The organism is Enterococcus sp. JM9B, from assembly GCF_009933265.1.
GTDB classification, from domain to species: Bacteria; Bacillota; Bacilli; order Lactobacillales; family Enterococcaceae; genus Enterococcus_C; species Enterococcus_C songbeiensis.
The window spans coordinates 18870-39723 of record NZ_MAEK01000019.1; the positions used below are offsets into that span (position 1 = coordinate 18870).

The 20854-nt window shown below is 42.4% G+C and carries 21 protein-coding genes; 6 read left to right on the forward strand and 15 right to left on the reverse strand.

Annotation, left to right across the window (positions count from 1 at the left end):
• Positions 1 to 7 precede the first annotated feature (7 nt).
• Positions 8 to 1162, reverse strand: a complete 1155-nt coding sequence (locus BAU16_RS05715; protein WP_161526697.1) for a M20 metallopeptidase family protein — start codon at positions 1160 to 1162, stop codon at positions 8 to 10.
• A 184-nt stretch (positions 1163 to 1346) separates the two neighbouring features.
• Between BAU16_RS05715 and dapA the strand changes: the two genes are divergently transcribed.
• The 3 genes from dapA to dapD all read left to right on the forward strand — a co-directional run bounded on the left by dapA (position 1347) and on the right by dapD (position 3779).
• The gene (dapA, locus tag BAU16_RS05720; RefSeq protein ID WP_161526698.1) at positions 1347 to 2228 is read left to right on the forward strand and encodes a 4-hydroxy-tetrahydrodipicolinate synthase; all 882 of its coding nucleotides are present in this window, start codon (positions 1347 to 1349) and stop codon (positions 2226 to 2228) included.
• A gap of 66 nt (positions 2229 to 2294) precedes the next feature.
• Positions 2295 to 3062, forward strand: coding sequence for a 4-hydroxy-tetrahydrodipicolinate reductase (gene dapB / locus BAU16_RS05725; protein WP_161526699.1), 768 nt, complete (start codon positions 2295 to 2297; stop codon positions 3060 to 3062).
• A 3-nt stretch (positions 3063 to 3065) separates the two neighbouring features.
• Positions 3066 to 3779, forward strand: coding sequence for a 2,3,4,5-tetrahydropyridine-2,6-dicarboxylate N-acetyltransferase (gene dapD, locus BAU16_RS05730; protein ID WP_161526700.1), 714 nt, complete (start codon positions 3066 to 3068; stop codon positions 3777 to 3779).
• Positions 3780 to 3848: 69 nt separating this feature from the next.
• Here the strand turns inward: dapD and nagE are convergent, their stop codons facing one another.
• The 8 genes from nagE to BAU16_RS05770 form a co-directional block, all read right to left on the reverse strand.
• On the reverse strand, positions 3849 to 5831 hold the full coding sequence (gene nagE, locus BAU16_RS05735; RefSeq protein ID WP_048604219.1) for an N-acetylglucosamine-specific PTS transporter subunit IIBC: 1983 nt from the start codon (positions 5829 to 5831) through the stop codon (positions 3849 to 3851).
• A gap of 11 nt (positions 5832 to 5842) precedes the next feature.
• The gene (locus tag BAU16_RS05740) at positions 5843 to 6679 is read right to left on the reverse strand and encodes a PRD domain-containing protein (RefSeq protein WP_048604220.1); all 837 of its coding nucleotides are present in this window, start codon (positions 6677 to 6679) and stop codon (positions 5843 to 5845) included.
• Positions 6680 to 6954: 275 nt separating this feature from the next.
• The gene (locus tag BAU16_RS05745; RefSeq protein ID WP_048604221.1) at positions 6955 to 7905 is read right to left on the reverse strand and encodes a DHH family phosphoesterase; all 951 of its coding nucleotides are present in this window, start codon (positions 7903 to 7905) and stop codon (positions 6955 to 6957) included.
• An 18-nt stretch (positions 7906 to 7923) separates the two neighbouring features.
• Positions 7924 to 9255, reverse strand: coding sequence for a DRTGG domain-containing protein (locus BAU16_RS05750; protein ID WP_161526701.1), 1332 nt, complete (start codon positions 9253 to 9255; stop codon positions 7924 to 7926).
• A gap of 9 nt (positions 9256 to 9264) precedes the next feature.
• Positions 9265 to 9939 carry a metal-dependent hydrolase gene (locus BAU16_RS05755; RefSeq protein WP_161526702.1) on the reverse strand — a complete coding sequence of 225 codons (675 nt, stop codon included), beginning with the start codon at positions 9937 to 9939 and terminating at the stop codon, positions 9265 to 9267.
• A 250-nt stretch (positions 9940 to 10189) separates the two neighbouring features.
• Positions 10190 to 10678, reverse strand: a complete 489-nt coding sequence (locus tag BAU16_RS05760; protein WP_161526703.1) for a YbaK/EbsC family protein — start codon at positions 10676 to 10678, stop codon at positions 10190 to 10192.
• Positions 10668 to 12107: an MFS transporter gene (locus BAU16_RS05765; protein ID WP_161526704.1), complete on the reverse strand. Its 1440-nt coding sequence runs from the start codon at positions 12105 to 12107 to the stop codon at positions 10668 to 10670. Before BAU16_RS05765 ends, BAU16_RS05760 begins: the two co-directional genes overlap by 11 nt.
• Positions 12108 to 12231: 124 nt before the next feature.
• Positions 12232 to 13914 (reverse strand): ribonuclease J, encoded by a 1683-nt coding sequence (locus BAU16_RS05770; RefSeq protein ID WP_048604226.1) that lies wholly within the window; start codon positions 13912 to 13914, stop codon positions 12232 to 12234.
• A 445-nt stretch (positions 13915 to 14359) separates the two neighbouring features.
• Between BAU16_RS05770 and abc-f the strand changes: the two genes are divergently transcribed.
• Both abc-f and BAU16_RS05780 read left to right on the forward strand, forming a co-directional pair.
• Positions 14360 to 15820, forward strand: a complete 1461-nt coding sequence (gene abc-f / locus BAU16_RS05775; protein ID WP_161526705.1) for a ribosomal protection-like ABC-F family protein — start codon at positions 14360 to 14362, stop codon at positions 15818 to 15820.
• Positions 15821 to 15916: 96 nt separating this feature from the next.
• Complete coding sequence (locus BAU16_RS05780; protein WP_048604228.1) at positions 15917 to 16300, forward strand: YxeA family protein; 384 nt, start codon at positions 15917 to 15919, stop codon at positions 16298 to 16300.
• An 82-nt stretch (positions 16301 to 16382) separates the two neighbouring features.
• Here BAU16_RS05780 and BAU16_RS05785 read toward each other — a convergent pair whose 3' ends face one another.
• The gene (locus BAU16_RS05785; protein WP_048604229.1) at positions 16383 to 17438 is read right to left on the reverse strand and encodes an aspartate-semialdehyde dehydrogenase; all 1056 of its coding nucleotides are present in this window, start codon (positions 17436 to 17438) and stop codon (positions 16383 to 16385) included.
• A 283-nt stretch (positions 17439 to 17721) separates the two neighbouring features.
• Here BAU16_RS05785 and BAU16_RS05790 point away from each other — a divergent pair, with 283 nt between their 5' ends.
• Complete coding sequence (locus tag BAU16_RS05790) at positions 17722 to 18183, forward strand: S-ribosylhomocysteine lyase (RefSeq protein WP_048604230.1); 462 nt, start codon at positions 17722 to 17724, stop codon at positions 18181 to 18183.
• A gap of 52 nt (positions 18184 to 18235) precedes the next feature.
• On the opposite strand, the gene BAU16_RS05795 is transcribed toward BAU16_RS05790, so the two are convergent.
• The 5 genes from BAU16_RS05795 to BAU16_RS05815 form a co-directional block, all read right to left on the reverse strand.
• Positions 18236 to 18835 (reverse strand): alpha/beta hydrolase, encoded by a 600-nt coding sequence (locus BAU16_RS05795; RefSeq protein ID WP_137604656.1) that lies wholly within the window; start codon positions 18833 to 18835, stop codon positions 18236 to 18238.
• Between the two features lie 80 nt (positions 18836 to 18915).
• A complete protein-coding gene (locus BAU16_RS05800; protein WP_137604657.1) occupies positions 18916 to 19764 on the reverse strand; it encodes a GH25 family lysozyme in 849 nt (282 codons plus the stop codon).
• A 52-nt stretch (positions 19765 to 19816) separates the two neighbouring features.
• Entirely contained in the window at positions 19817 to 20029 is a 213-nt protein-coding gene (locus BAU16_RS05805) for a DUF2922 domain-containing protein (protein ID WP_137604658.1), read from the reverse strand.
• A gap of 13 nt (positions 20030 to 20042) precedes the next feature.
• Positions 20043 to 20249 (reverse strand): DUF1659 domain-containing protein, encoded by a 207-nt coding sequence (locus BAU16_RS05810; RefSeq protein ID WP_048604233.1) that lies wholly within the window; start codon positions 20247 to 20249, stop codon positions 20043 to 20045.
• 107 nt (positions 20250 to 20356) lie between these two features.
• The gene (locus tag BAU16_RS05815; protein ID WP_137604659.1) at positions 20357 to 20845 is read right to left on the reverse strand and encodes a hypothetical protein; all 489 of its coding nucleotides are present in this window, start codon (positions 20843 to 20845) and stop codon (positions 20357 to 20359) included.
• Between the last annotated feature and the right edge of the window lie 9 nt (positions 20846 to 20854).

The following is a 20854-nucleotide window of genomic DNA, read 5'->3' on the forward strand; positions in this document are numbered from 1 at the left end:
TTGCTTCCTAGTTGTTTAACGCCTCGATTAACTGGAGGTAACATTGAATGCCCCCCAACAGATTTTTTTCATCAAACTGCATTTTCCCGCTGTGGAGTGGATACGTGTAGCCTTTTTCTTCATTACGAGTACCGACAAAGAAAAACAAACCCGGAATTTCCTGCTGATACATCGAAAAATCCTCCGCCAACAGATAAGGCGGTGATTCCACATAACTATCCCCAGCGATTTTCTCTAGATTTTCAACCATTTGCGGATCATTGTCAACTACTCGGTACATATGATTGAAAAAAACTTCCCCGCGACAGCCGTAGCCTTGTGCAATTTCTGTCGTCAAACGCGTGATTCGTTCCACCATCGTGTCGTAAACGGTGTCGCTAAATGCACGCATTGTTCCGTGGATCACGACTTTTCCGGCAATGATATTCATGGCTTCTCCTCCTTGAATATCCCCAAATGTCAGCACAGCAGAATCCAGCGGGCTGAGGTTGCGGGAAATAATCGAATGCACGCCTTGGATCACGGCAGCGGCAGCTAAAATCGCATCCGCTCCTTGTTGCGGCTGAGCCCCGTGTGCACTTTGCCCCGTAATCGTTAAGGTCACTTCTCCATTGCGGGCCATCATGCCGCCTTTTCGACAAGCAATCCTTCCTTCATCAAATTCCGGAAAAAGATGCAGTCCCACAATTTCATCCACGCCATATTTCGTTAAAACACCTGCATCAATCACTAACTGTGCGCCCCCGGGACCTTCTTCTGCCGGTTGAAAGAGCAACAGGATTTTTCCTTGGATAACTTCCGGATGTTCTGCTAAATATTTGGCGAACCCTAACATGGTCGCCATGTGCCCATCGTGTCCGCAGGCATGCATCCGACCGGGAATTTTTGATGCAAAGGAAGCACCAGTTTCCTCTGTGACCGGCAACGCATCAATATCCGTCCGAAAAGCAATCGTTTTTCCGGGAAGCTCTCCTTCAAATACTACTACTAATGCCGTATCCAACACTTGGTGAATCTCTTGAATGCCAAAAGAGGCCAATTGTTTTTTTAAATAAGCGATCGTTTGAAATTCTTGTAATCCTAATTCTGGAATTTGATGCAGTTCTCGGCGAAATGCAGTCACGTCCGGCAACAATGCTTGGATTTCTGGTTGAATAATCATCTCGTTCAGTCCTTCTCTCAAAATTAAACTCGTTTGTTCAGGGATAACCATTGATATTTTTTTACATTATAGTATATAATTCCAATAATCCAATAATAATTTGAATAAAAAAAAATTTCAGATAATTTTTCCGATTGGCGTTGGATTCTTGAAAAGAAAGATAAAATGAGAGGATGTGTCGAAAGTGGCAATTTTTGAAGGCTCTGGCGTGGCGTTGGTCACACCCATGAATGAAGATGGAAAGGTGAACTTTGATAAGCTGAAAGCATTAGTGGAGTGGCATATCGAAAAGGGCTCCAACGCAATCATCGCTTGCGGTACGACAGGAGAAGCTTCGACACTGGATGACGAAGAACACATCGCTGTCATTGAAGCCGTCGTCAAACAAGCAGCGGGAAGAATTCCTGTGATTGGCGGCACCGGATCAAATAATACCCAACACGGGATTCATTTATCAAAAGAAGCGGAACGGGTGGGCGCAGATGCCCTTCTCGTCGTTACTCCTTATTATAATAAAGCAACGAAAAAAAGTCTGATTACCCATTATCAAGCAATCTGTGGTGCAGTTTCGCTGCCAGTCATCTTATATTCTGTTGCTTCTCGTACCGGCATGAACTTAACACCGGATACCGTGGCAGAATTGAAAAAAATTCCAAATGTCAAAGGAATCAAAGAAGCCAGCGGAGACATTTCACAAATCGTTGAGATTGCCCGCTTGGTAGATGAGGACTTTGCTCTTTATTCCGGCAACGACGATCAAGTCCTGCCAATCTTATCGGTGGGGGGATCGGGTGTGATTTCTACTATTGGCAACATTGCCCCACAAGAAACAGCAACTTTGGTTCGTAGCTTTTTCGCTGGCGATTTCAAAACTGCCCGCAACATCCAATTGGCGCAAAAACCACTGATTGATGTGATTTTTAGTGAAGTCAATCCTGTTCCTATCAAAGCCGCAGTCTCTTTATTAGGAAAATGCGACATGACCTATCGCTTGCCGCTGGATAAACCAGAAGAAAGCACCTTAGCCGCACTACAACGTGAAATGACTGCCTACGGTCTTTTATAACCCAACCAATTTATTTTTCGTTAGAAAAAACGTCCCGCAAAAAAACGAAACAAAAAGGAGGTCACCATGAAGAAAATTTTGTTAAGCGGCAGCAATGGACGCATGGGTCAGGTGTTGCAGCAGTTGATTGCCCAACAGCCGGATTTAGAAGTCGTTGCCGGTATCGATCGTCAAGCAAATGGCACGGGTGCTTTTCCTGTTTATCAATCTCCAGCAGAAGTCAAAGAAACGATTGATCTTGTGATTGATTTTTCCCATTACAGTGTCGTTCCGGAATTACTAAACGTTTGTGTCACACGTAATTGGCCAGTAGTGGTAGCAACAACTGGTCTATCAGAAGAAACAAAAACCATGTTGGCGGTTGCTGCTCAAGTTATTCCCGTTTTTTATTCCGCCAATATGTCTTTGGGAATCAACGTCCTGATCAAAGCCCTGCAAGCCATCACCCCATCATTAGCAGCTGATTTTAATATTGAAATCATTGAAAAACATCATAACCAGAAAAAAGACGCCCCCAGTGGAACTGCCTTGCTTTTAGCAGATAGTATCAATGAAACGCTGGAGGAAAAGAAGAACTATATTTTTGGTCGTTCTGGTAATGAGAACGAAAATGCTTTAAAGGAAATGGGCATTCACGCTGTCAGAGGGGGAACGATTCCCGGTGAACACACTGTTCTTTATGCCGGTTCTGATGAAATCATTACACTGACCCACACTGCTTTATCTCGGGATATTTTTGCAAACGGTGCTTTGAAAGCCGCCGCCTTTTTACTGCAACAACCAGCCGGGCTTTACAGCATGGCTGATTTACTAGAAACGAAAGAAACGAGGTAACTTATGTCTGAACTTCAATTTTCCAATCCGTATGAATTAGCAAAATACATTAAAAATGCGACCAAAGAAACTCCGGTCAAAGCCTACATTCAAGGTGATCTGTCCACCGTCACAAGTGAATATGTCAAATTGTTCGGCAGTGAAGAATTTTGGCTGGCTATTGGCGATGCAGAACCGATTCAAACATTTTTGGCAGAGCATCAAGAAAAAATCAAATTTTCTCATTTAGAAAATGATCGCCGCAATTCTGCGATTCCTTTACTGGATCTGACTAGTGTGGATGCCCGTATCGAGCCCGGTGCCTTCATTCGCGATCAAGCAGTCATTGGCAAAAATGCCGTTGTCATGATGGGTGCGGTAATCAATATTGGTGCGGTCGTTGGCGAAGAAACGATGATCGACATGGGGGCTATTTTAGGCGCTCGTGCAACTGTAGGTAAAAAGGCTCATATTGGTGCCGGTGCAGTATTAGCCGGCGTTCTTGAACCACCTTCTGCAAGTCCTGTCGTGATTGAAGACAACGTGCTTGTCGGGGCGAACACCGTCGTTCTTGAAGGTGTTCGAGTAGGCAAAGATGCCGTTGTCGCAGCCGGTTCCGTTGTCACAGAAGATGTTCCTGCTGGTGCAGTCGTTGCCGGCTCCCCCGCTCGAATCATTAAAATGAAAGACGAAAAAACCGTCGCAAAAACCGAATTTCTGGATGATTTGCGGGGATGATTTCAAAAAAACAGCTCATGCACTTCGGTGAATTTCCGAAATGCACGGGCTGTTTTGTCTCACTATTTTTTATTTACTCTTCACACGACCAATAACATCATTTGCCTCTACTGATTTGCCAGCTTCAACGGTTAACGTGTCCACTTTTTCAGCATTGGTAAAGACAACAATCATATCTGATTTTTTGTTAGCTGCTTGTAATGCTGCTAAATCTACCAAGGCGATTAATTGTCCACGAGCAACACGTTGTCCTTCTTCAACATAAAGAGTAAATGGTGCCCCCTTCAAGTTAACCGTGTCGATACCCATGTGTAGCAGAACTTCAATGCCGGAATCCGTTTTGATTCCCACTGCATGTTTCGTTGGGAAAATGTTCATGATTGTGCCGGCAACTGGTGCAAAAATTTCGCCACTTGTTGGCAGAACAGCAAACCCGTCTCCCATCATTTTTTGTGAAAAGACATCATCGGCAACTTCCGTGATGGCAACGACTTGTCCTTTTGCTACTGCAAAAACATCTTGGGTTTGTGGTCCTGTCACAACGGTTTCAGTTTGTGTCATGGCAACAACTGGTTTTTCAACGCTTCGTGCTGCTCCCCCATGAAGCTTACTCATTTCATCCGCAACAAATTGTACTTCCGTTCCCACGATAACTTGGATGTTTTTGTCATCGATAACTTTGACTCCCGGTACACCGGTCGCTTTGATTTTTCCTTGATCAACAGTTGATGTATCGTTGACTTGCAAGCGCAAACGAGTTGTACAGTTGTCAATCGAAGTAACATTAGCTGCGCCGCCTAATGCATTGTAGATTTGATTTGCTAAAGCAGCAAATTTATCATCTCCTGCAGCGACAAATCCATCCACGTCTGTTTCAGCTTCGCCATTACCAACTTCACGTCCTGGTGTCATCAAATTGAATTTTTTAATAACAAACATAAAAGTGAAATAGTAAACTACGGCCATGATTAAGCCTAGAACCAATAACATTAATGGTTGGTTTGCAATTGGTACCCGTAAACTCAAGAAGAAGTCAATGAAACCGGCACTAAAGTTGAAGCCGGCGGTCCAATGGAAGGCTGCTGCAACAAACATTGAAATCCCTGTCAACACCGCATGAACAACATATAATGGCCATGCAACAAACATAAATGAAAATTCTAATGGTTCAGTAACACCGGTGAAGAAGGAAGCAAATGCTGCTGCCAACATCAATGAAGCTGTTACTTTTTTCTTTTCAGGACGGGCACATTGGTAAATTGCCAATGCTCCGGCTGGTAAACCAAACATCATTACTGGGAAGAAACCAGCTTGGTACATTCCGGTAACACCCTTCACACCTTCACTCGCCCAGAATTTACCGATATCATCGATTCCTGCCAAGTTGAACCAGAAAACATTATTCAAGGCATGGTGTAAGCCAGTTGGAATCAACAAACGGTTGAAGAATCCGTATAAGCCGGCACCCAAAGCACCCATACCGGAAATCATTTCACCAAAGCTTACCAAGGCTGTATAAACCGGTGGCCAAACAAAAATCAATAATGCAGAAATAATTGCCATTAATCCGGCGGTTACGATCGGTACTGCACGTTTTCCGCTGAAGAAAGACAGCGCCATTGGCAGTTTTACTCCGCTGAAACGGTTGTACATTGCAGCTGCGACCAAACCGGCTAAAATACCGATAAATACATTTTTATTGTTGATTGCGCCAAAAGCAACATTGACTTTTTCAACATCTACTTTAGTAAATAAAGCAACAGATGCACTGTTTACTAGCGTAATTGGTGTTAAGAAAGCAACTAAACCAGCTAATGCAGAAGCACCATCTTTGTCTTTTGACATGCCTAAAGCTAACCCAACTGCAAATAAAATTCCTAAGTTGTCTAAAATTGTGCCCCCGGCTTTGATCAAGAAGGCCGCCAAAATATTATTACCGCCCCAACCGCTTGGGTCGATCCAATAACCAATTCCCATGAACAAAGCAGCTACTGGCAAGGTTGCTACTGGTAACATTAGGGAACGTCCCATCCGTTGCATATAAGCTTTCATCTTTTTCTCTCCTAGTCTTTTGCGCCCCGCAAGCGTTCGATATGAATGACTAAATAGCCAAGCTCTTCGCTTGTCGTGGACATTTGGTATTGTTTTGTCAGTAATACCCGGATTTTTTTCGCTACCGCATAGCTCTCCGGATATTTTCGCTTGACCATTTCAACGATTTCCTCGTCTAAAACGGCATATTGTTGGTTATGATAGCGTTGTAGCAGTAAGCGCAAATGATTGGCCAACCGAGAATAATTCAACGCCATTTGTTCCGAATGAATATCGATTGCTAATTCTCTTTCAATCAATTGAATGATTTCTGAAACGATAGTGACTTCCCGAATGCTGCGATGATTGCTGGTTTGTCCACTGCGACCACTATGGATGTGAATCGCAATATAACCGGCTTCATCATAGGTATAAGGAATCGCCAACTCTTTGTTTAAATAATCCACCGCCCATTGAGCGATGCTGAACTCATCACTGTATAGTACCTCGATCTCCCGCAGTAGTTTGTTGCGGATCACGATTCCATTGCGGATATTTTCAGCGGCAAAAGCGATGTGATCTGTCAAAGCAATCAAAACATGTTCATTCAATTTTTCCATCAAAACAGTTTCCGCATGATCAATGATATGCTCTGCGGCAAAAAGAAATTTTTCATCGATTTGATTCAGCAGACTTTGCAGTTTCATTTGACCTTCCGGCTCCATAACGAACATTCGCTCGATTTCTCGATGAAAAATCAGGTCATTGCGCTTTTTATCGAACCCAACGCCTTTGCCAATCGCGACTTTTTCTTGACCGTCGTCATCGACTAAGACCGCGTTTTGGTTAAAAATCTTTTTGATTTTCATAATAACAATCCTCTTCTGCAGAATTAAGATTCATGAACCGACCACTACTCCCATTAGACCCTAGGATTGCCAACGAAAGAAAAAAGCATGGAAAAATCCCGTAATAAGTCTCCTTATCTACGACATCTTTCCATGCCTAGTATGATCTAGTCACATGAAACAAATATGTTAACGGTTTAATTGTATAGACCAAAATACTTTTTGTCAACACTTTTTATTATTTTTTTCTTATTCGATAAAAGATAACGGTCTCACAAGAAAAACCCTTTTTTTCTTTACTCGTTAAAATAACGGCAAAGCTCTTGGATTTCTTGGTAGATTTCATTGATCTCGTCAGAATTTGCCGCATTCGCCCCACTTGCTAAAGGATGCCCCCCGCCATGATGTCGCTTGGCAACTTCATTGATGGTAGGTCCCTTCGAACGTAGGCGTACGCGATAGTAGCCTTCTGGTTGCTCAACAAAAATCCCCCAGGCTAAAACAGTATCGATGGTTCCAGGCAGGGAAACGATCGGTGCGGTTTCAGAATCATCAATCCCGAATTCTTTTAACAACTCTTGAGATAAAATCACACGACCAGCCCCATGTTCGTCCACTTCGATATGCTCATAAATATAACCCGATAATCGAGCGACCTTCATTGGAATTTGCTGCAACTGACGATTAAGAAGCGCAGCATCAAAGCCATAATCCAATAAGCGACCAGCGATAGTCAAGGTATATGAAGTGGTTGCCGGATACAAAAAGCGCCCGGTATCGCCAACGATGCCGGCATAGAGTAACCGGGCAGCCGCTTCATTGATTTTTAATTCATCAGGAAAATAAAAGGCAAAATCTGCAATCATCTCACTGCAACTACTTGCTTTGGTATTGACCCACACCAAATCACCGTAGGGTTCATCATTTGGATGGTGATCGATTTTGATAACTTTTACACCTTTGTCGTAACGTTTGTCACTGACCCGTGGTGCATTAGCGGTATCTGTCACAATAACCAGTGCATCAGTATATTTTTCGTCAGCAATTTCATCCATCGTTGCTAAAAATGCTAGACCGTCGACGCTACTGCCTACTTGATAAATTTCTTTTTCGGGAAAGCTCACCCGCAAAATTTCCGCCAAACCAGCCTGTGAACCTAATGCATCCGGATCAGGTCGTTGATGGCGGTGGATAATGATACGGGAATATTCTTTGATAGCAGCTAAAATTTCATGTCTGATGTTCATTTTTTCTCCATTTCTACGTTACGGCCGTTCTAATACTTGGCTCACGACGATTGCCTTCGCAATCAGAGTATTTTCAATATAAATTTCAATGTCGAGTTTTGCGGAACGTCGACCCAATTCCAAAATTCGCGGATAAATCGCCAATTCGCTTTCCAACTGAATCAAGCGGAAATAATGTAGGTTGACCTGCTCAATCCAACTGTTGCGCCGTTGATTCAACAGCATCGTCCGTTTGGCTGCATTGCCAACGACTTCGCTTAACACACCAAAAGAAATTGTTCCGACTTCATTGACCATTTGTGGAGATACCATAAATTTGAAGTAGGGAGTATCTAGTTTTTTCCCTTCCATGTCCTGTTCAACAATTTGCATTTCTGCTGAAATCTGATCGGAGATGGTGTCTGCCACTTGGGTTTGACGTTGAACCAACTGCATGGCCTTCATGACATCTTGACGGGTAACCAGACCCAGCAAAGACAAGTCATCGGCTACGACCGGCATGACTTCCAGCCCATCCCAAATCATTTGATGACTGACTGAAGCCACACTCATTTCTTTTTTCACCATGCTTGGTTCCTTGGTCATTACCCGCTCGATCAACTGAGTATCCGCTTTTTCCAAAATATCTTTGGCGGTGACGATTCCCACCACCCGCATATTTTTATTCACCACAGGAAAACGAGAATGTCCGGTTTCTTCTGCAAGGTGTTTATAGTCTTTGACCGTATCATGTACTGTCAGGTATTGGGTTTTATCCAAAGGCATATAAATATCACTGACCAATAAAATATCTTTTTTGATCAACTGATCACTCAGCGCCCGGTTGATCATCGTGGCTACAGTAAAGGTATCGTAGGTCGTCCGTAAAATCGGCATCTCTACGTCATCTGCCAACCGACAAATTTCTTCCGAAGTATCAAAGCCACCGGTAATCAAAACGGCAGCGCCATCTTCCAAGGCCAAGCGATGCACTTCTTCCCGGTTTCCGACGATCATCAATGAACCCGGTGTAATGTAACGCTCCATGGCTTCTTCTTTCATCGCGCCGATCACGAAACGATTCAGCACTTTATCTAAGCCGGCCTTGCCCCCCAGTACATCCCCTTCGATGATCTGAACGACTTCCCCAAAAGTCAGTTTTTCAATATGTTTTTTTAATTTTCGTTCAATACGAATCGTACCAACACGCTGAATCATGGAGACCAGTCCAATGTTTTCTGCGTCTTTGATGGCACGGTAAGCCGTACCTTCGCTGACGGATAATGCTTTTGCAATGCCCCGCACCGAAATTCGTTCCCCAACTGGAAGTCCTTCGATATGAGCTAAAATCAAATCATGTTTGGTTGCCATCTTGTTCTCCTATACCTCGATTGTTTGTCCGACTGACAACACTTCGCCATTTCCGGGCAATAAATCAATAAATTTTTGTGGGTCCTGTTGAATAACTGGAAAGGTGTTGTAATGGATCGGAACGACTTTTTTCGCCTGCAATAATTTTGCCGCCTGCGCTGCATCCTCTGGTCCCATGGTGAAATTATCACCGATTGGCAAGAAGGCGATATCAATTCCCTCTTTACCAAATAAAGCCATATCACTGAATAAGGCAGTATCTCCCGCCAAATAAATTCGTTTGCCTTCGATTTCCAGTAAGAATCCGGCAGGTTCCCCAAGATAAATCATTTCTCCGTCTTTTTCATAGCCTGAACTGTGTTGTGCCGCCACCATTTTGACGGTTCCAAAAGGAAATAAAAATTTACCGCCAATATTCATTCCGTGCGTTTTTTCTACCCCTTGTTTAGCAACGAAGGAACAAACTTCTACCATACTGATGACGTTGGCCCCCGTTCGTTTAGCAATCGGAACAGTGTCGCCTAAATGATCGCTGTGTCCATGGGTGACCAATAACCAATCTGCCGAAACGGTATCCACGGTTAAATTTGTTGAGCGGTTGCCAGTGATAAAAGGATCCACCAAAATATTCGTTTGCTGCGTCTCGATGGCAATAACGGAATGTCCATGATAGGTAATTTTCATTTGTCTTCCTCCTTGTTTGGTTTAAGCTATTCCAATTTCTTGACAGAAAAATTTATTGATTCTCACGCTGTGTATCGTCCCAATAGAATAGTTACTAAAAGCGGAACTGCCACTTGTTGTACTTCGTTGGTTTTGAGTAATACAGCTTTCATTCTATATTGTAACAGAGAATCGTTGAAACTGTTACCAAGAAACACCAAAAAAGGAAAAACCACGAAGTTTCCTTCTCGATTTTTCCCTTTCATTTCAGCTATTTTGTTTTTTCACTTAGAATATCTATCACTAGCGGTTGGAGTAAGGCTAACAAATCGGACACCGCGACTTTTACACTATGACCAATTTCTCCACTGGATACCAAAATTTCTTTAAACTGTCGGATACGTTCGTCAAACACAAGCGGATATTCCGGATGGTGCAAAAAGATTCCGATGGGTGTATTGGCGCCATGGGGATAACCGGTAGCTTCCAATACATACTCCATCGGTGGAAAACCGATTTTGCGGTTGCCGGTGGCTTTTGCCAGCTTTTTATAATCAAGATGTGCAGTCAGCGGAACAAGAGCAATCGTTGCTCCCGATTTGTTTCCTTTTACCACTAAGGTTTTAAAAATGATTTCTTCGGGAATCGTCAACTCTTCCGCTTTTAATCGAGCCGTCTCTTCCTCCAGCCTCCACGGAAATTCATACCTTTCAAAGGGGATTCCTTTTTCAGATAAAAATGTTTCAATTTCATTTGCCATGTCGCAATCCTCCTTGCCGTTTTATTCGTAAAGCAGTCAATACTAACGCCACCAAACAAAGTAAAAAGGAACCCAAAAAAGTGATTTTCATGCCGTAAATAAAGACATCCGGACGTTCAGCGATGTAGGTCGTCACCCGTTCCCCCATTTTGCTGCTCATAGCATCATACAAAATCGTTGTTGCCAATGCGATTCCGATTACCATACCCAAATTTCTGGCAAAGGAATTCATACTGCCGGCAACGCCCAGGTTTTCGCGGGTCACACTACTCATGACCATTGTATTATTTGGGGATTGGAACAATGAATTTCCTAAACCCATGATTGCTGTTGCCACCACGTAAAACCAAATTGGTGTATGGATCGTCATAAACATATACATTATCTGGGTCACAGACAGTAGCGTTAATCCAATCAGCACCAGAATTTCCGGTCCGATTTTATCCGTCAAATACCCGCTTAACGGTGAACCAACCACCATCAGAAAAGGAAAGACCATCATCAGCAAGCCCGCATAACTTGGACTAAGCCCACGAGCATTTTGCAAATAAAAAGGAACGATGACATTAACAAAGAAGTTGGAAGAAAAAATCAGGGTCGCTGTTAATAAGCTCATGGTGAAAATTTTATTTTTAAAAATACTAAAAGTGATCAACGGCAATTTGACTTTCTTTTCCACCAAAATAAATCCGACAAAAGAAACCAGTGCCAATGCAAATAAAACGAGAGGAATAACGGTCAAAAATCCTCGTTCCTGTCCTAAAAAGACACCGCCAAAAAAGGTTAAAATAAACAAAGCAAAGGTCGCAAAGCCCAATTTGTCGGTTTTTTGTTTGCTGAGGGTAATATCTTGAGGCAAAAGACGTTGACTAAAGAGCATCGTCAAAATTCCCACCGGCACATTGATCCAAAAAATATACGGCCAGGAAAATTGTGCCAAAATCAGTCCACCTAATCCTGGACCGGCAATTGACCCCAAGGAAACAAAGGCACCGATTGATCCCAATGCGCGTCCTCTTTCACTCATAGGGAAAACTTCAGTGATGATTCCGGTATTCGTTGCCATCGTCATACTGGCACCAACAGCTTGGACTACTCGCGCAAATAACAGGAACCCTAAAGAATGATTAAAACCACAAAGCAACGAACCAATAGTAAAAATCAACATTCCTAAACGAAAGACTTTGATTTTTCCCAGACTGTCCCCAATTTTCCCAAACAAAAGCAAGCAGGCACAAACCACCATCAGATAAATCGATACGATCAATTCTGCCTGATTCATCGGCACCTTCATATCTTTGGAAATTGTTGGCAATGCAATATTAACGATACTACCATCTAAAGTGGACATAAACGTAAACATGGAAACTGCAACGAGAATCCACCAACGATTTTTTTGAACACTCGCATCTTCTTGATAACTAGGCATAACAGGACTTCCTTTCATTAATTACACATTAAGTTGAAACTTTTCATATAGTTTACATTTTTTCTCGGCAAAAGAAAGACTGGCTAAGAGTTTAAACGGCTCTTCTCCAGTCAGTCCTGTCGGATTATTTACGGGCACGGTTGCGTTGCGAGGATTCCATAATCACTGGCAAAATAACCGGGCGACGCTTGGTTTGTTCAAATAAGAACCGACTCAATCGGTCACGAATATCTTGTTTTAGCTTACTCCATTCAAAATCATCCGTGTGCAAATGCTTCTCAACGATTTCCGCTACCATATCTCCACTTTCCCGAATCAAATCTCGGCTGGCTTTGACATAAACAAAACCTCTTGAAGTGATTTGCGGACGAGCAACGATTTTCTTTTCGCGACGGCTGATAGTGACAACTACCACAAAAATACCATCTTCCGATAAAACTTTACGATCCCGCAAGACGATGTTGCCGATATCTCCGACACCAATACCGTCGATCAGGACATTTTCAGCGGGAACAGATCCAGCTTGAACCATTTCCCCATTTTGATATTCCAGTACATCTCCTCGCGCGGCAATAAAAATATTGCGGGCAGGAATGCCGACTAATTTTGCCAGTTCAGCATGGGCATCCAATTGACGGTACTCCCCTTGGATTGGAATCAAATATTTTGGTCGCAACATATTCATCATCAGTTGCAAATCATCGGGATTAGCATGTCCGGAAACGCGCATATTGTCAGAAATTTGTTTTACCGCACCGCCAGCACGATAAATGATATCCTCTGTTTTTGCCACAAAGGTTTCCGTTGCAGTGGTTGGTGTAGTAGCGATGTAAACCAAATCACCTTCCTGAATACGCAAGGTGCGATGGGTTCCATTCGCCATTTTTTGTAAGGCTTTGATTGGTTCACCCATTCGACCGGTTTCCAAAATCAACAATTTTTCTGGTGGATACTTTTTCATTTCTTTTTGGGTGATGAACAGGTCTTCATCCGGAACTTCCAATTTTCCTAGCTTCATCGCGGTTCGGATGATTCGACCAAAATCCAACCCAGTCAAGACTACTTTTCGATCGGAACGATAGGCAGCATTCAATACCTGTTGTACCCGTTGCAGATTGCTGGCAACGCTGGCCACGATAATTCGTCCTTCCCAATAGCGGATGTTGTCGTAAACTTCATCAGCGATTTTGCGTTCAGAAGCAACTTTCGCTGGATTTTCTGCATTAGAAGACGTGCTTAGTAGCGCCAACACACCTTCTCTGCCGATTTCAGCCAAACGAGCAAAATCTGTTTGATACATTGGCACTGCTGCCTGATCAAATTTAAAGTCTCCAGTATACACGATCGTTCCTTCAGGAGTTTTCAAGCTGATCCCAACTGAATCTGGAATGGAGTGGGTAGTCCTGAAGAAGCTGACCGTGGTATCACTAAAGTCGATTTCTGTATGTTCATCAATCACATGAAACGCTTTGAATTTTTTTGTTGCCTCATTTTTGTGGACATTGATTTTTGCCAACTCGATCGTTAGTTTCGTCCCAAAAACGGGAACATTGATTTTTTCTAATAGATAAGGCAATGCCCCGATGGCATCTGCGTGTCCATGGGTCAGAAAAACACCTGCAACACGATCTGCATTTTCTATTAAATAAGTAAAGTCAGGAATCACGGTATCGATTCCCAACAATTCGCTTTCAGGATAACGCAGACCGCAATCCAAAACGAATAGATCATCTCCCACTTCAACGGCGTAAAGATTTTTTCCATTTTCTCGTACACCACTGATTGGGATAATTTTGATACTGCTCAAATTATTCACCTCTCGAATATTTTTTAATATATACAAATACTTCCAAGCATAAGCATCCACGTTCCATTATACAATAAAATAAGGAAAAAGTAGACTGATTCCTTCCGATTCTCACCGAATCCATGGAAATCAAAAGAAAAATTTCAGAATTTCTCACCCCAAATTTCTTTGCACCAATAACGAAGTATGGTATCATCAAAATAGAACAATTAGAAAGTAGGGAAAGGAATGACGGCAGCGATGCGATTGCGTTTTGTACTTTTGAATAGCTAATTAAATACAATTCAAAAGTCTTGTCAAAACGACGATTTCATGGGATAAGTGTCGACATTTTTATAACCGCTTGCTGGTTACATTATGATCACCCAAGGGATAGCGTAAGGCTCTCCCTTTTTTGTGTACCCAAAAATTGCGTTTTGCCAAGGAAACAAGGAGTGCAAAATCAATGGAACTAGCAGTGAAATTAACAGATGTTGCCGTTACATTCGGCAATAAAGATATTTTTCAAATCGATGAGCTGACCGCTTATCAAAATGATCGTATTGGAATCGTCGGTGGCAATGGTCAAGGAAAATCAACCTTACTAAACTTAATCGCCGACAAAATCCAGCCGGATCGTGGGAAAATTCAGCGGGAAACAGCCTTTACTTATTTTTCACAGATTGCTTTACCGGATGAAGCAGAAACAGAATTAGACGGCGAATTATTGGGACGAATGAAAGTTCCGACCAACAGCATCACTACACTCAGTGGGGGTGAAGGATCAAAATTACGCTTGACCCAAGCCTTGACAAATTATCAGTTGGGCATGCTTTTGGATGAGCCCACTACCCATCTGGATCGCCGCAGCATTGATGTGTTGATTGAAGAACTGAACTATTATTACGGAACGTTGCTTTTTGTCAGCCATGACCGCGGGTTTCTCAATCAACTGGCGACCAAAATCTGGGAAGTTTCGGAGGGGAAAATTCGCGAATTCAACGGCAATTACGACGACTACCAACAGCAAAAAGAACAAGAACGTCTGGCGCAGGAAAATGCCTTTTCCCACTATGAACAGGAAAAAAACCGCCTTGCTGCCGCAGCTCAGAAGAAAAAAGAACAAGCGGCACGACTGGCACGCGTTTCAGATAAAAAGAAAAAACAAAATATACGTCCTGACCGCCTGTCTTCCTCCAAACAAAAAGATACCGTTCAAAAAGCGGCGCAAAAAACAGCAAAAACGATTGAAAAACGATTGGAGCAACTGGAAACAGTCCAGAATGTGGCAGGACAAAGAAAGATTATCTTCCCGCCTTCGATTGCTTTGACGATCCACAACAAATTTCCCATCATGGGGGATAGAATCACTTTGATTAAAGGAGAAAAATGCTTACTGGAACAAGCAAGTTTTCAATTTCCCCTCGGCAAAAAAATTGCCCTGATTGGTGATAACGGAACAGGAAAATCCAGTTTGCTGCAATACATTCAAGAAAATCAACCGGGCATCACCTTATCCCCAAAAGTTGTTTTCAGCACCTATCAACAAATGGATTATCAACTTCATCAGCAAGAAACAATTTTATCCTTTCTGATGAAACGAACGGATTATTCCGAAAGTTTGGTTCGCAGTCTCTTAAATAATCTTGGCTTTTTACAAACCGAATTAGACAAACCCGTCCAAAAATTAAGCGGCGGCGAAGCGACACGCGTCTCCATGGCCCTCGTTTTCGTCAAACCCGCCAATGTGTTGATTTTGGATGAACCGACAAATTTTATCGACCTGTCAACTGTATCCGCGTTAGAAGGATTTCTTCGGGCTTATCCCGGAACGGTCTTGTTTACCTCCCATGACCCGTACTTTGTCAAAACGGTGGCAGATGAAGTCTATGAAATCAAAGGAAAACAGCTTAAACGCCGCTACTGATTTTTTCAAACTTACAACTTTGTTAGGTTTTTCAATGGTCATTTTCGCTTAAGCTGTGGTATCTTGTAAGCACCAAGAAAGAAAGGTTGATTTATTATGAGAAAAACAATTGGCGGGCTAGTATTGATTTTGGTCCTTGGCGTCGGTGCCTATTTTGGTTATAACTACTACAAAGAAACGTACCAAGGAATCCCGGCTTATGCAAAAGTACCTGCAACAACTCCCGAAAAAGTGCAAACAAAAAGTGATTCCGGTGAAATTATCAAAGGTTGGTCTTCCTATAAATACACCTTCACCTTTGTAAAAGAAAATGGTGAACACCAAGAAATGACCTATGAATTGAGTGGAGAAAATCCAACTCCTTTCCAACCAAATACCATCGTTAAAGCTTCTATCAGTAAAAAACGGGTAATCAAAGGACCAAATGTGGTTGAAAAATCCTCCGTACCCGAGAAAGTGCTGAAGGAATTAGGGGAATAATCCTTTCTCACCACGATACAAAGAAAAATACTCGATAGAATCCGGACAAAGGTCCGATTCTATCGAGTATTTTATTTGCGTTTTATTTAGCTTTCACCAAGCCCATTTCATGCAGTGTTTCTGCGATTTGCACAGAATTCCATGCAGCACCTTTTAATAAATTGTCAGAAACTACCCACATATGAAACCCATTTGCTACATCTAAATCTCGGCGCAAGCGTCCGACAAAAGTTTCTTTTCTGCCGACACTGTTTAACGCTTGGGGATAAATTTGTTGACTTGGATCATCTTCCAAAACGATTCCCGGCGCATCTTTTAATAGATTTTTCAAGGCTGCCACATCGGTTGCATCTTTGGTTTCGATGTAAACAGATTCAGAATGCCCGCTGAATACCGGAACCCGCACGCAGGTCGCCGCTACTTTAATTTTGTCGTCTGCCATAATTTTATGGGTTTCGTTGATCATTTTCCACTCTTCATAGGTATAATCATCCTCGGCAAAAACATCGATTTGTGGCAAAGCATTGAAGGCGATTGGATAATGTTTTTTATCCCCACCAGAAGGTAAAATCTCTGGATTCAATTCGTCAGCAGAAGCACCTTCCAAATAAGCCAAGGTTTCGCGTTTTAATTCTTCCATTGCTTTTGCACCAGCTCCGGAAACTGCTTGATAAGTCGAAACGATGATTCGATCCAACCCCACGGCTTGACGAATCGGTTCCAATGCCACCATCATTTGAATTGTTGAACAGTTTGGATTGGCAATGATTCCTTTATGTTGACGCAAGGCTTCTTTATTTACCTCTGGAACCACTAGCGGTACTTCCGGGTCCATACGAAAATGACTGGTATTATCGACGACCACAGCACCACGTTTTACTGCTTCCGGCGCAAAGATTTTCGAAATTCCGCCACCTGCACTAAACAGCGCAATATCAATACCCTCAAAAGATTCCGGCACTAATTCTTCCACAGCCAGTTCCTTTCCCTTGAAGGTCAATATTTTTCCTGCTGAACGCTTGGAAGCCAATAATTTTACCTCCGCAAGCGGCAAAGTAGTCTGTTCTAACATCTCGATCATTCTTGTGCCCACTGCACCTGTTGCGCCAACAACCGCAACCCGATATCCTGTACTCATACCTTCCATCTCCTCTTGGCAAGAAATTTTTGTCAAAATTTCAAGCGATTTTCCCGCCCATCCTTACCAAATCCATCATAAAGTAGAACGAGTCTCAAAAATTAACTTTTTGCCATTTTAGCACATTTTCCCATTAATTACAGTAACAACCGTTGTAAAATTCTGAAAATGCTTTTTCACACGGAGGGCTTCGCAAATACTCGGCTCATTTTGCCTTCTCTCATTGAAAATCCGTCTTTTTTTTGGTATAGTTGCCACATTCTAATATCTGGAGGCTAACCACATGGCACGAGTAGAAAGTTTTGAATTAAATCATAATGAAGTAAAAGCACCGTATGTCCGCCTTGCCGGCAGTGAAACAAATAATAACACCCTGATCCAAAAATACGATTTGCGTTTTTTACAGCCAAATCAAGCCGCCTTGCCAACCGCCGCACTGCATACGCTGGAACATTTATTGGCAGTTAATTTGCGGGATTATTTGACAGGCGTAATCGATTTATCACCAATGGGTTGTCGAACAGGTTTTTATTTGATTCTTTGGGGTGAACATACTACCGAAGAAATTCGAGATGCGTTAGCCACTGTGTTGCAAAAACATGTCATCGAAACCGATGAAGTTCCGGCGGTCTCCCCAAAAGAATGCGGAAATTATCGGGATCATTCTCTTTTCAGCGCCAAAGAATATGCGATTCAAGTGTTGGATCAAGGTATTTCCAGCGATCCCTTTGAACGCAAGCTATAAAAAAAGAACCAAGAATAGTTTGGAAGAGACTTCCACTATTCTTGGTTTTTCATTATAGATTATTTAACCATTCTCGCGCTGCTTGCAGCTCATCCATATTGATTTGATGACCAGTTTTTGTACGGGCAATCGTTACTTCTGCATTCCGTGTTTCAAAGGCTTGATCCAATTCATTAAAGGAGGCATCGCTAACGATCGGATCACCGTCTCCAAAAGAAAGCCAAACTTTTTTATCTGCCAAAGAAAATGTCTTTGTGTGGCGTTCCAAAGACATCGGATGGAAGAAAATACCTCTCGTCAAGTTGGTCTCTCGTTCCAAAAGGAGATGGGCAGCGATGTTGGCACCATTTGAATACCCCACTAATACCCAATCCTCGATAGGAATATTTTTTTCTTTGCTTAATTCTTTAATTTCTTCGTACAAGCGGTCTGCTTCTTCCTCCAGACTGTCAAAATCAAACTGATTTAAACCATTTCGTTTGAAAAAGCGATTCATTCCTTCTTCTTGTACTTCTCCTCGAAAGGATAATATCTTACAGGAACCATCTAAAAAACGAGCAATATCTACCAAAGAATATTCATCACCGCCAGTACCATGCAGCAGCAACAAATTTTTTCCTCCGGCTTCTCCCGCATCGAAATAATACTTCATTTTTCGTCCCACCTTTTTGCTTACTTATTGTAAGTGTAAGATACCATGAGACTTTTTTTCTGACAAGCAATCTGTTTTACCTAATTGAACTGACCATAACCAGAAAATTTTCCCAATGCGAAAAAGCCCTTTGTTCCATCTTCTCGTGGTTGAACGCCCCATAAAAAACCATCGGCGATGCAAATATCGTTGATTTTTATCTTCTGCCCAACAGATAACAACGCAATCGTCGGACTTTTGCGGTCAGGCTTTTGTCGCAGATAAACAGCCGTTGTTAAGTTGAAAGTTTTCATGGGAAAATCCCCCTCTCCTTCCGTTGACGTCCCAAAAAAGTACGAAAGCGTTTTTCGATGCAACCGATTCAGATCCAGCGGTCCTTCATATCCCGACAGTCGTCCTGCTGAAGTGTACTGATGCAGGTCATAATCAGTCGTTGCCGTTGGATTGCTGCCGGTATAAACTCCGGAGTTAGCACCATAAGTGGGCAGCCAGATACCATCAAAAGCGGTGACGTCCAAATTCAACTGTTTGTACAGGTGATTGGCAATATACACGCCAACTTTTTTCGCTCCTAATTTTTTCAACGTACGGCGGTATATTTCACACCCGCTGCGCATCTCTTTCATGGAAAATTCCTCCACGTCCAACCACCAAAAACTTGGCTGAAATTCTTTTCCCCGCAACCAAAAAAACTCCGCCTCTCGTGCCATATCGTTAAAATTAATTCCCCGTACCCAAGCATAAACTGCAAAGGGGATTCCACGTTTTTTGAACTCCTTAATATGGGTTTGATAGTGCTTGTCTACATAGGCACTGCCATATTGAATCCGAATAATCACACCACCAATTTGCTTTGCCAAAAGATCATAATTGATGACAGCCGGGCGCTGCCATTCGCTAATATCAATAATCAGTGGTTTTGGTCGCATACTTTTCCTCCTCCCAAGTAAAAAAGAAGTGGGCAGTCGCCCACTTCTTCTCTTAAAATAATGGGGTCTCGGTTACTTCGACATATTTTGCACTTTCTACTGCAGCAAACAATGCCACCCCGTCTTTTTCAAAAAGCGACAATTCCGTAATATCCTCCATCGCTTGTCGGACCTGTTCTCCTGTCAAATTTTCATCCGCCAATTTGGGAATTAGGTTATGTTTTTTACCTTCTGCATTTGCAAACGTCAAATATAATTTTTTCATCTATTTTTTCCTCCTATTTTGTGTGCTGTGTTGCTACTGTTTCAATAACACTCACAACGACAGCTGAATTTGGTGCCAGCTGATCCATAGCATCACCTAATGCCAGAATCTCTGTTTCTGACGGTACAGCAACCACATTTGCAAAACGCTGTTTGGTCAATTTTTCCTTGCCATCTTCTTGATACATAATCCCCAATTCCGTACTTACGTGTGTTTTCATTTTACTTCCTCCAATTCGTTGATTTGTAAGTTGCGCCCCTTACACCTCTATAACGAAATTTTCGAGGCAAATGTAAAGCGATTTTTTTATTTTTTTGAAAAATTTTTTTAATTTCGGAAGAAATCTTGATTTAACAGTCTTCTTTGAGAAGCCCGTAATTTTCTGCGGCAATGGTACCGCATTTGCCGAGTCATTGTTTCATCCTCCAATAATCGTGCAACTAATTTTTGTTCCCCGCTGTCTAACGCTTGCCAAAAATCAATGGCCAATGTTCGGGCATCAATTCTCGAAAAAGTTTCCGGCAAATACGCAATCACCGTATCTCCTAACTTTTCTCTTTCTGCCTGTTTACGCTGTTTTCTGCGGATATCTGCCGCTTGCCAAACAAGCTTTTGAAACAACAACCCTTTAGGCCAGATTTCTTCAAAAGCTTGTTGCGTGGCAAAAGGCTCACTAAGCTTACAGCAAATCAACCGCAGTTCCTGCAAGTAATCATCAAAATCTGCTTGTCCTTCTGAAATTCCAGCTCGCCGCAAAATCTTCTCAAAAAAATCCTGATGAAGCAGCAACCACTCATTCAATTGTCCTCTCTCCATTTTATACAT

Coding starts and splice junctions, on each gene's coding strand:
- BAU16_RS05815 (WP_137604659.1), bottom strand. CDS start 20,845: ATGGAGAGAGGACAATTGAATGAGTGGTTGCTGCTTCATCAGGATTTT.
- BAU16_RS05755 (WP_161526702.1), bottom strand. CDS start 9,939: ATGAAAATTACCTATCATGGACATTCCGTTATTGCCATCGAGACGCAG.
- BAU16_RS05785 (WP_048604229.1), bottom strand. CDS start 17,438: ATGAGTACAGGATATCGGGTTGCGGTTGTTGGCGCAACAGGTGCAGTG.
- BAU16_RS05800 (WP_137604657.1), bottom strand. CDS start 19,764: ATGCGACCAAAACCACTGATTATTGATATTAGCGAATGGCAGCGCCCG.
- BAU16_RS05780 (WP_048604228.1), top strand. CDS start 15,917: ATGAGAAAAACAATTGGCGGGCTAGTATTGATTTTGGTCCTTGGCGTC.
- BAU16_RS05765 (WP_161526704.1), bottom strand. CDS start 12,107: ATGCCTAGTTATCAAGAAGATGCGAGTGTTCAAAAAAATCGTTGGTGG.
- BAU16_RS05715 (WP_161526697.1), bottom strand. CDS start 1,162: ATGATTATTCAACCAGAAATCCAAGCATTGTTGCCGGACGTGACTGCA.
- dapD (WP_161526700.1), top strand. CDS start 3,066: ATGTCTGAACTTCAATTTTCCAATCCGTATGAATTAGCAAAATACATT.
- BAU16_RS05740 (WP_048604220.1), bottom strand. CDS start 6,679: ATGAAAATCAAAAAGATTTTTAACCAAAACGCGGTCTTAGTCGATGAC.
- BAU16_RS05805 (WP_137604658.1), bottom strand. CDS start 20,029: ATGAAAAAATTATATTTGACGTTTGCAAATGCAGAAGGTAAAAAACAT.
- abc-f (WP_161526705.1), top strand. CDS start 14,360: ATGGAACTAGCAGTGAAATTAACAGATGTTGCCGTTACATTCGGCAAT.
- BAU16_RS05745 (WP_048604221.1), bottom strand. CDS start 7,905: ATGAACATCAGACATGAAATTTTAGCTGCTATCAAAGAATATTCCCGT.
- dapB (WP_161526699.1), top strand. CDS start 2,295: ATGAAGAAAATTTTGTTAAGCGGCAGCAATGGACGCATGGGTCAGGTG.
- BAU16_RS05795 (WP_137604656.1), bottom strand. CDS start 18,835: ATGAAGTATTATTTCGATGCGGGAGAAGCCGGAGGAAAAAATTTGTTG.
- BAU16_RS05760 (WP_161526703.1), bottom strand. CDS start 10,678: ATGGCAAATGAAATTGAAACATTTTTATCTGAAAAAGGAATCCCCTTT.
- BAU16_RS05750 (WP_161526701.1), bottom strand. CDS start 9,255: ATGGCAACCAAACATGATTTGATTTTAGCTCATATCGAAGGACTTCCA.
- nagE (WP_048604219.1), bottom strand. CDS start 5,831: ATGAAAGCTTATATGCAACGGATGGGACGTTCCCTAATGTTACCAGTA.
- BAU16_RS05790 (WP_048604230.1), top strand. CDS start 17,722: ATGGCACGAGTAGAAAGTTTTGAATTAAATCATAATGAAGTAAAAGCA.
- BAU16_RS05810 (WP_048604233.1), bottom strand. CDS start 20,249: ATGAAAACACACGTAAGTACGGAATTGGGGATTATGTATCAAGAAGAT.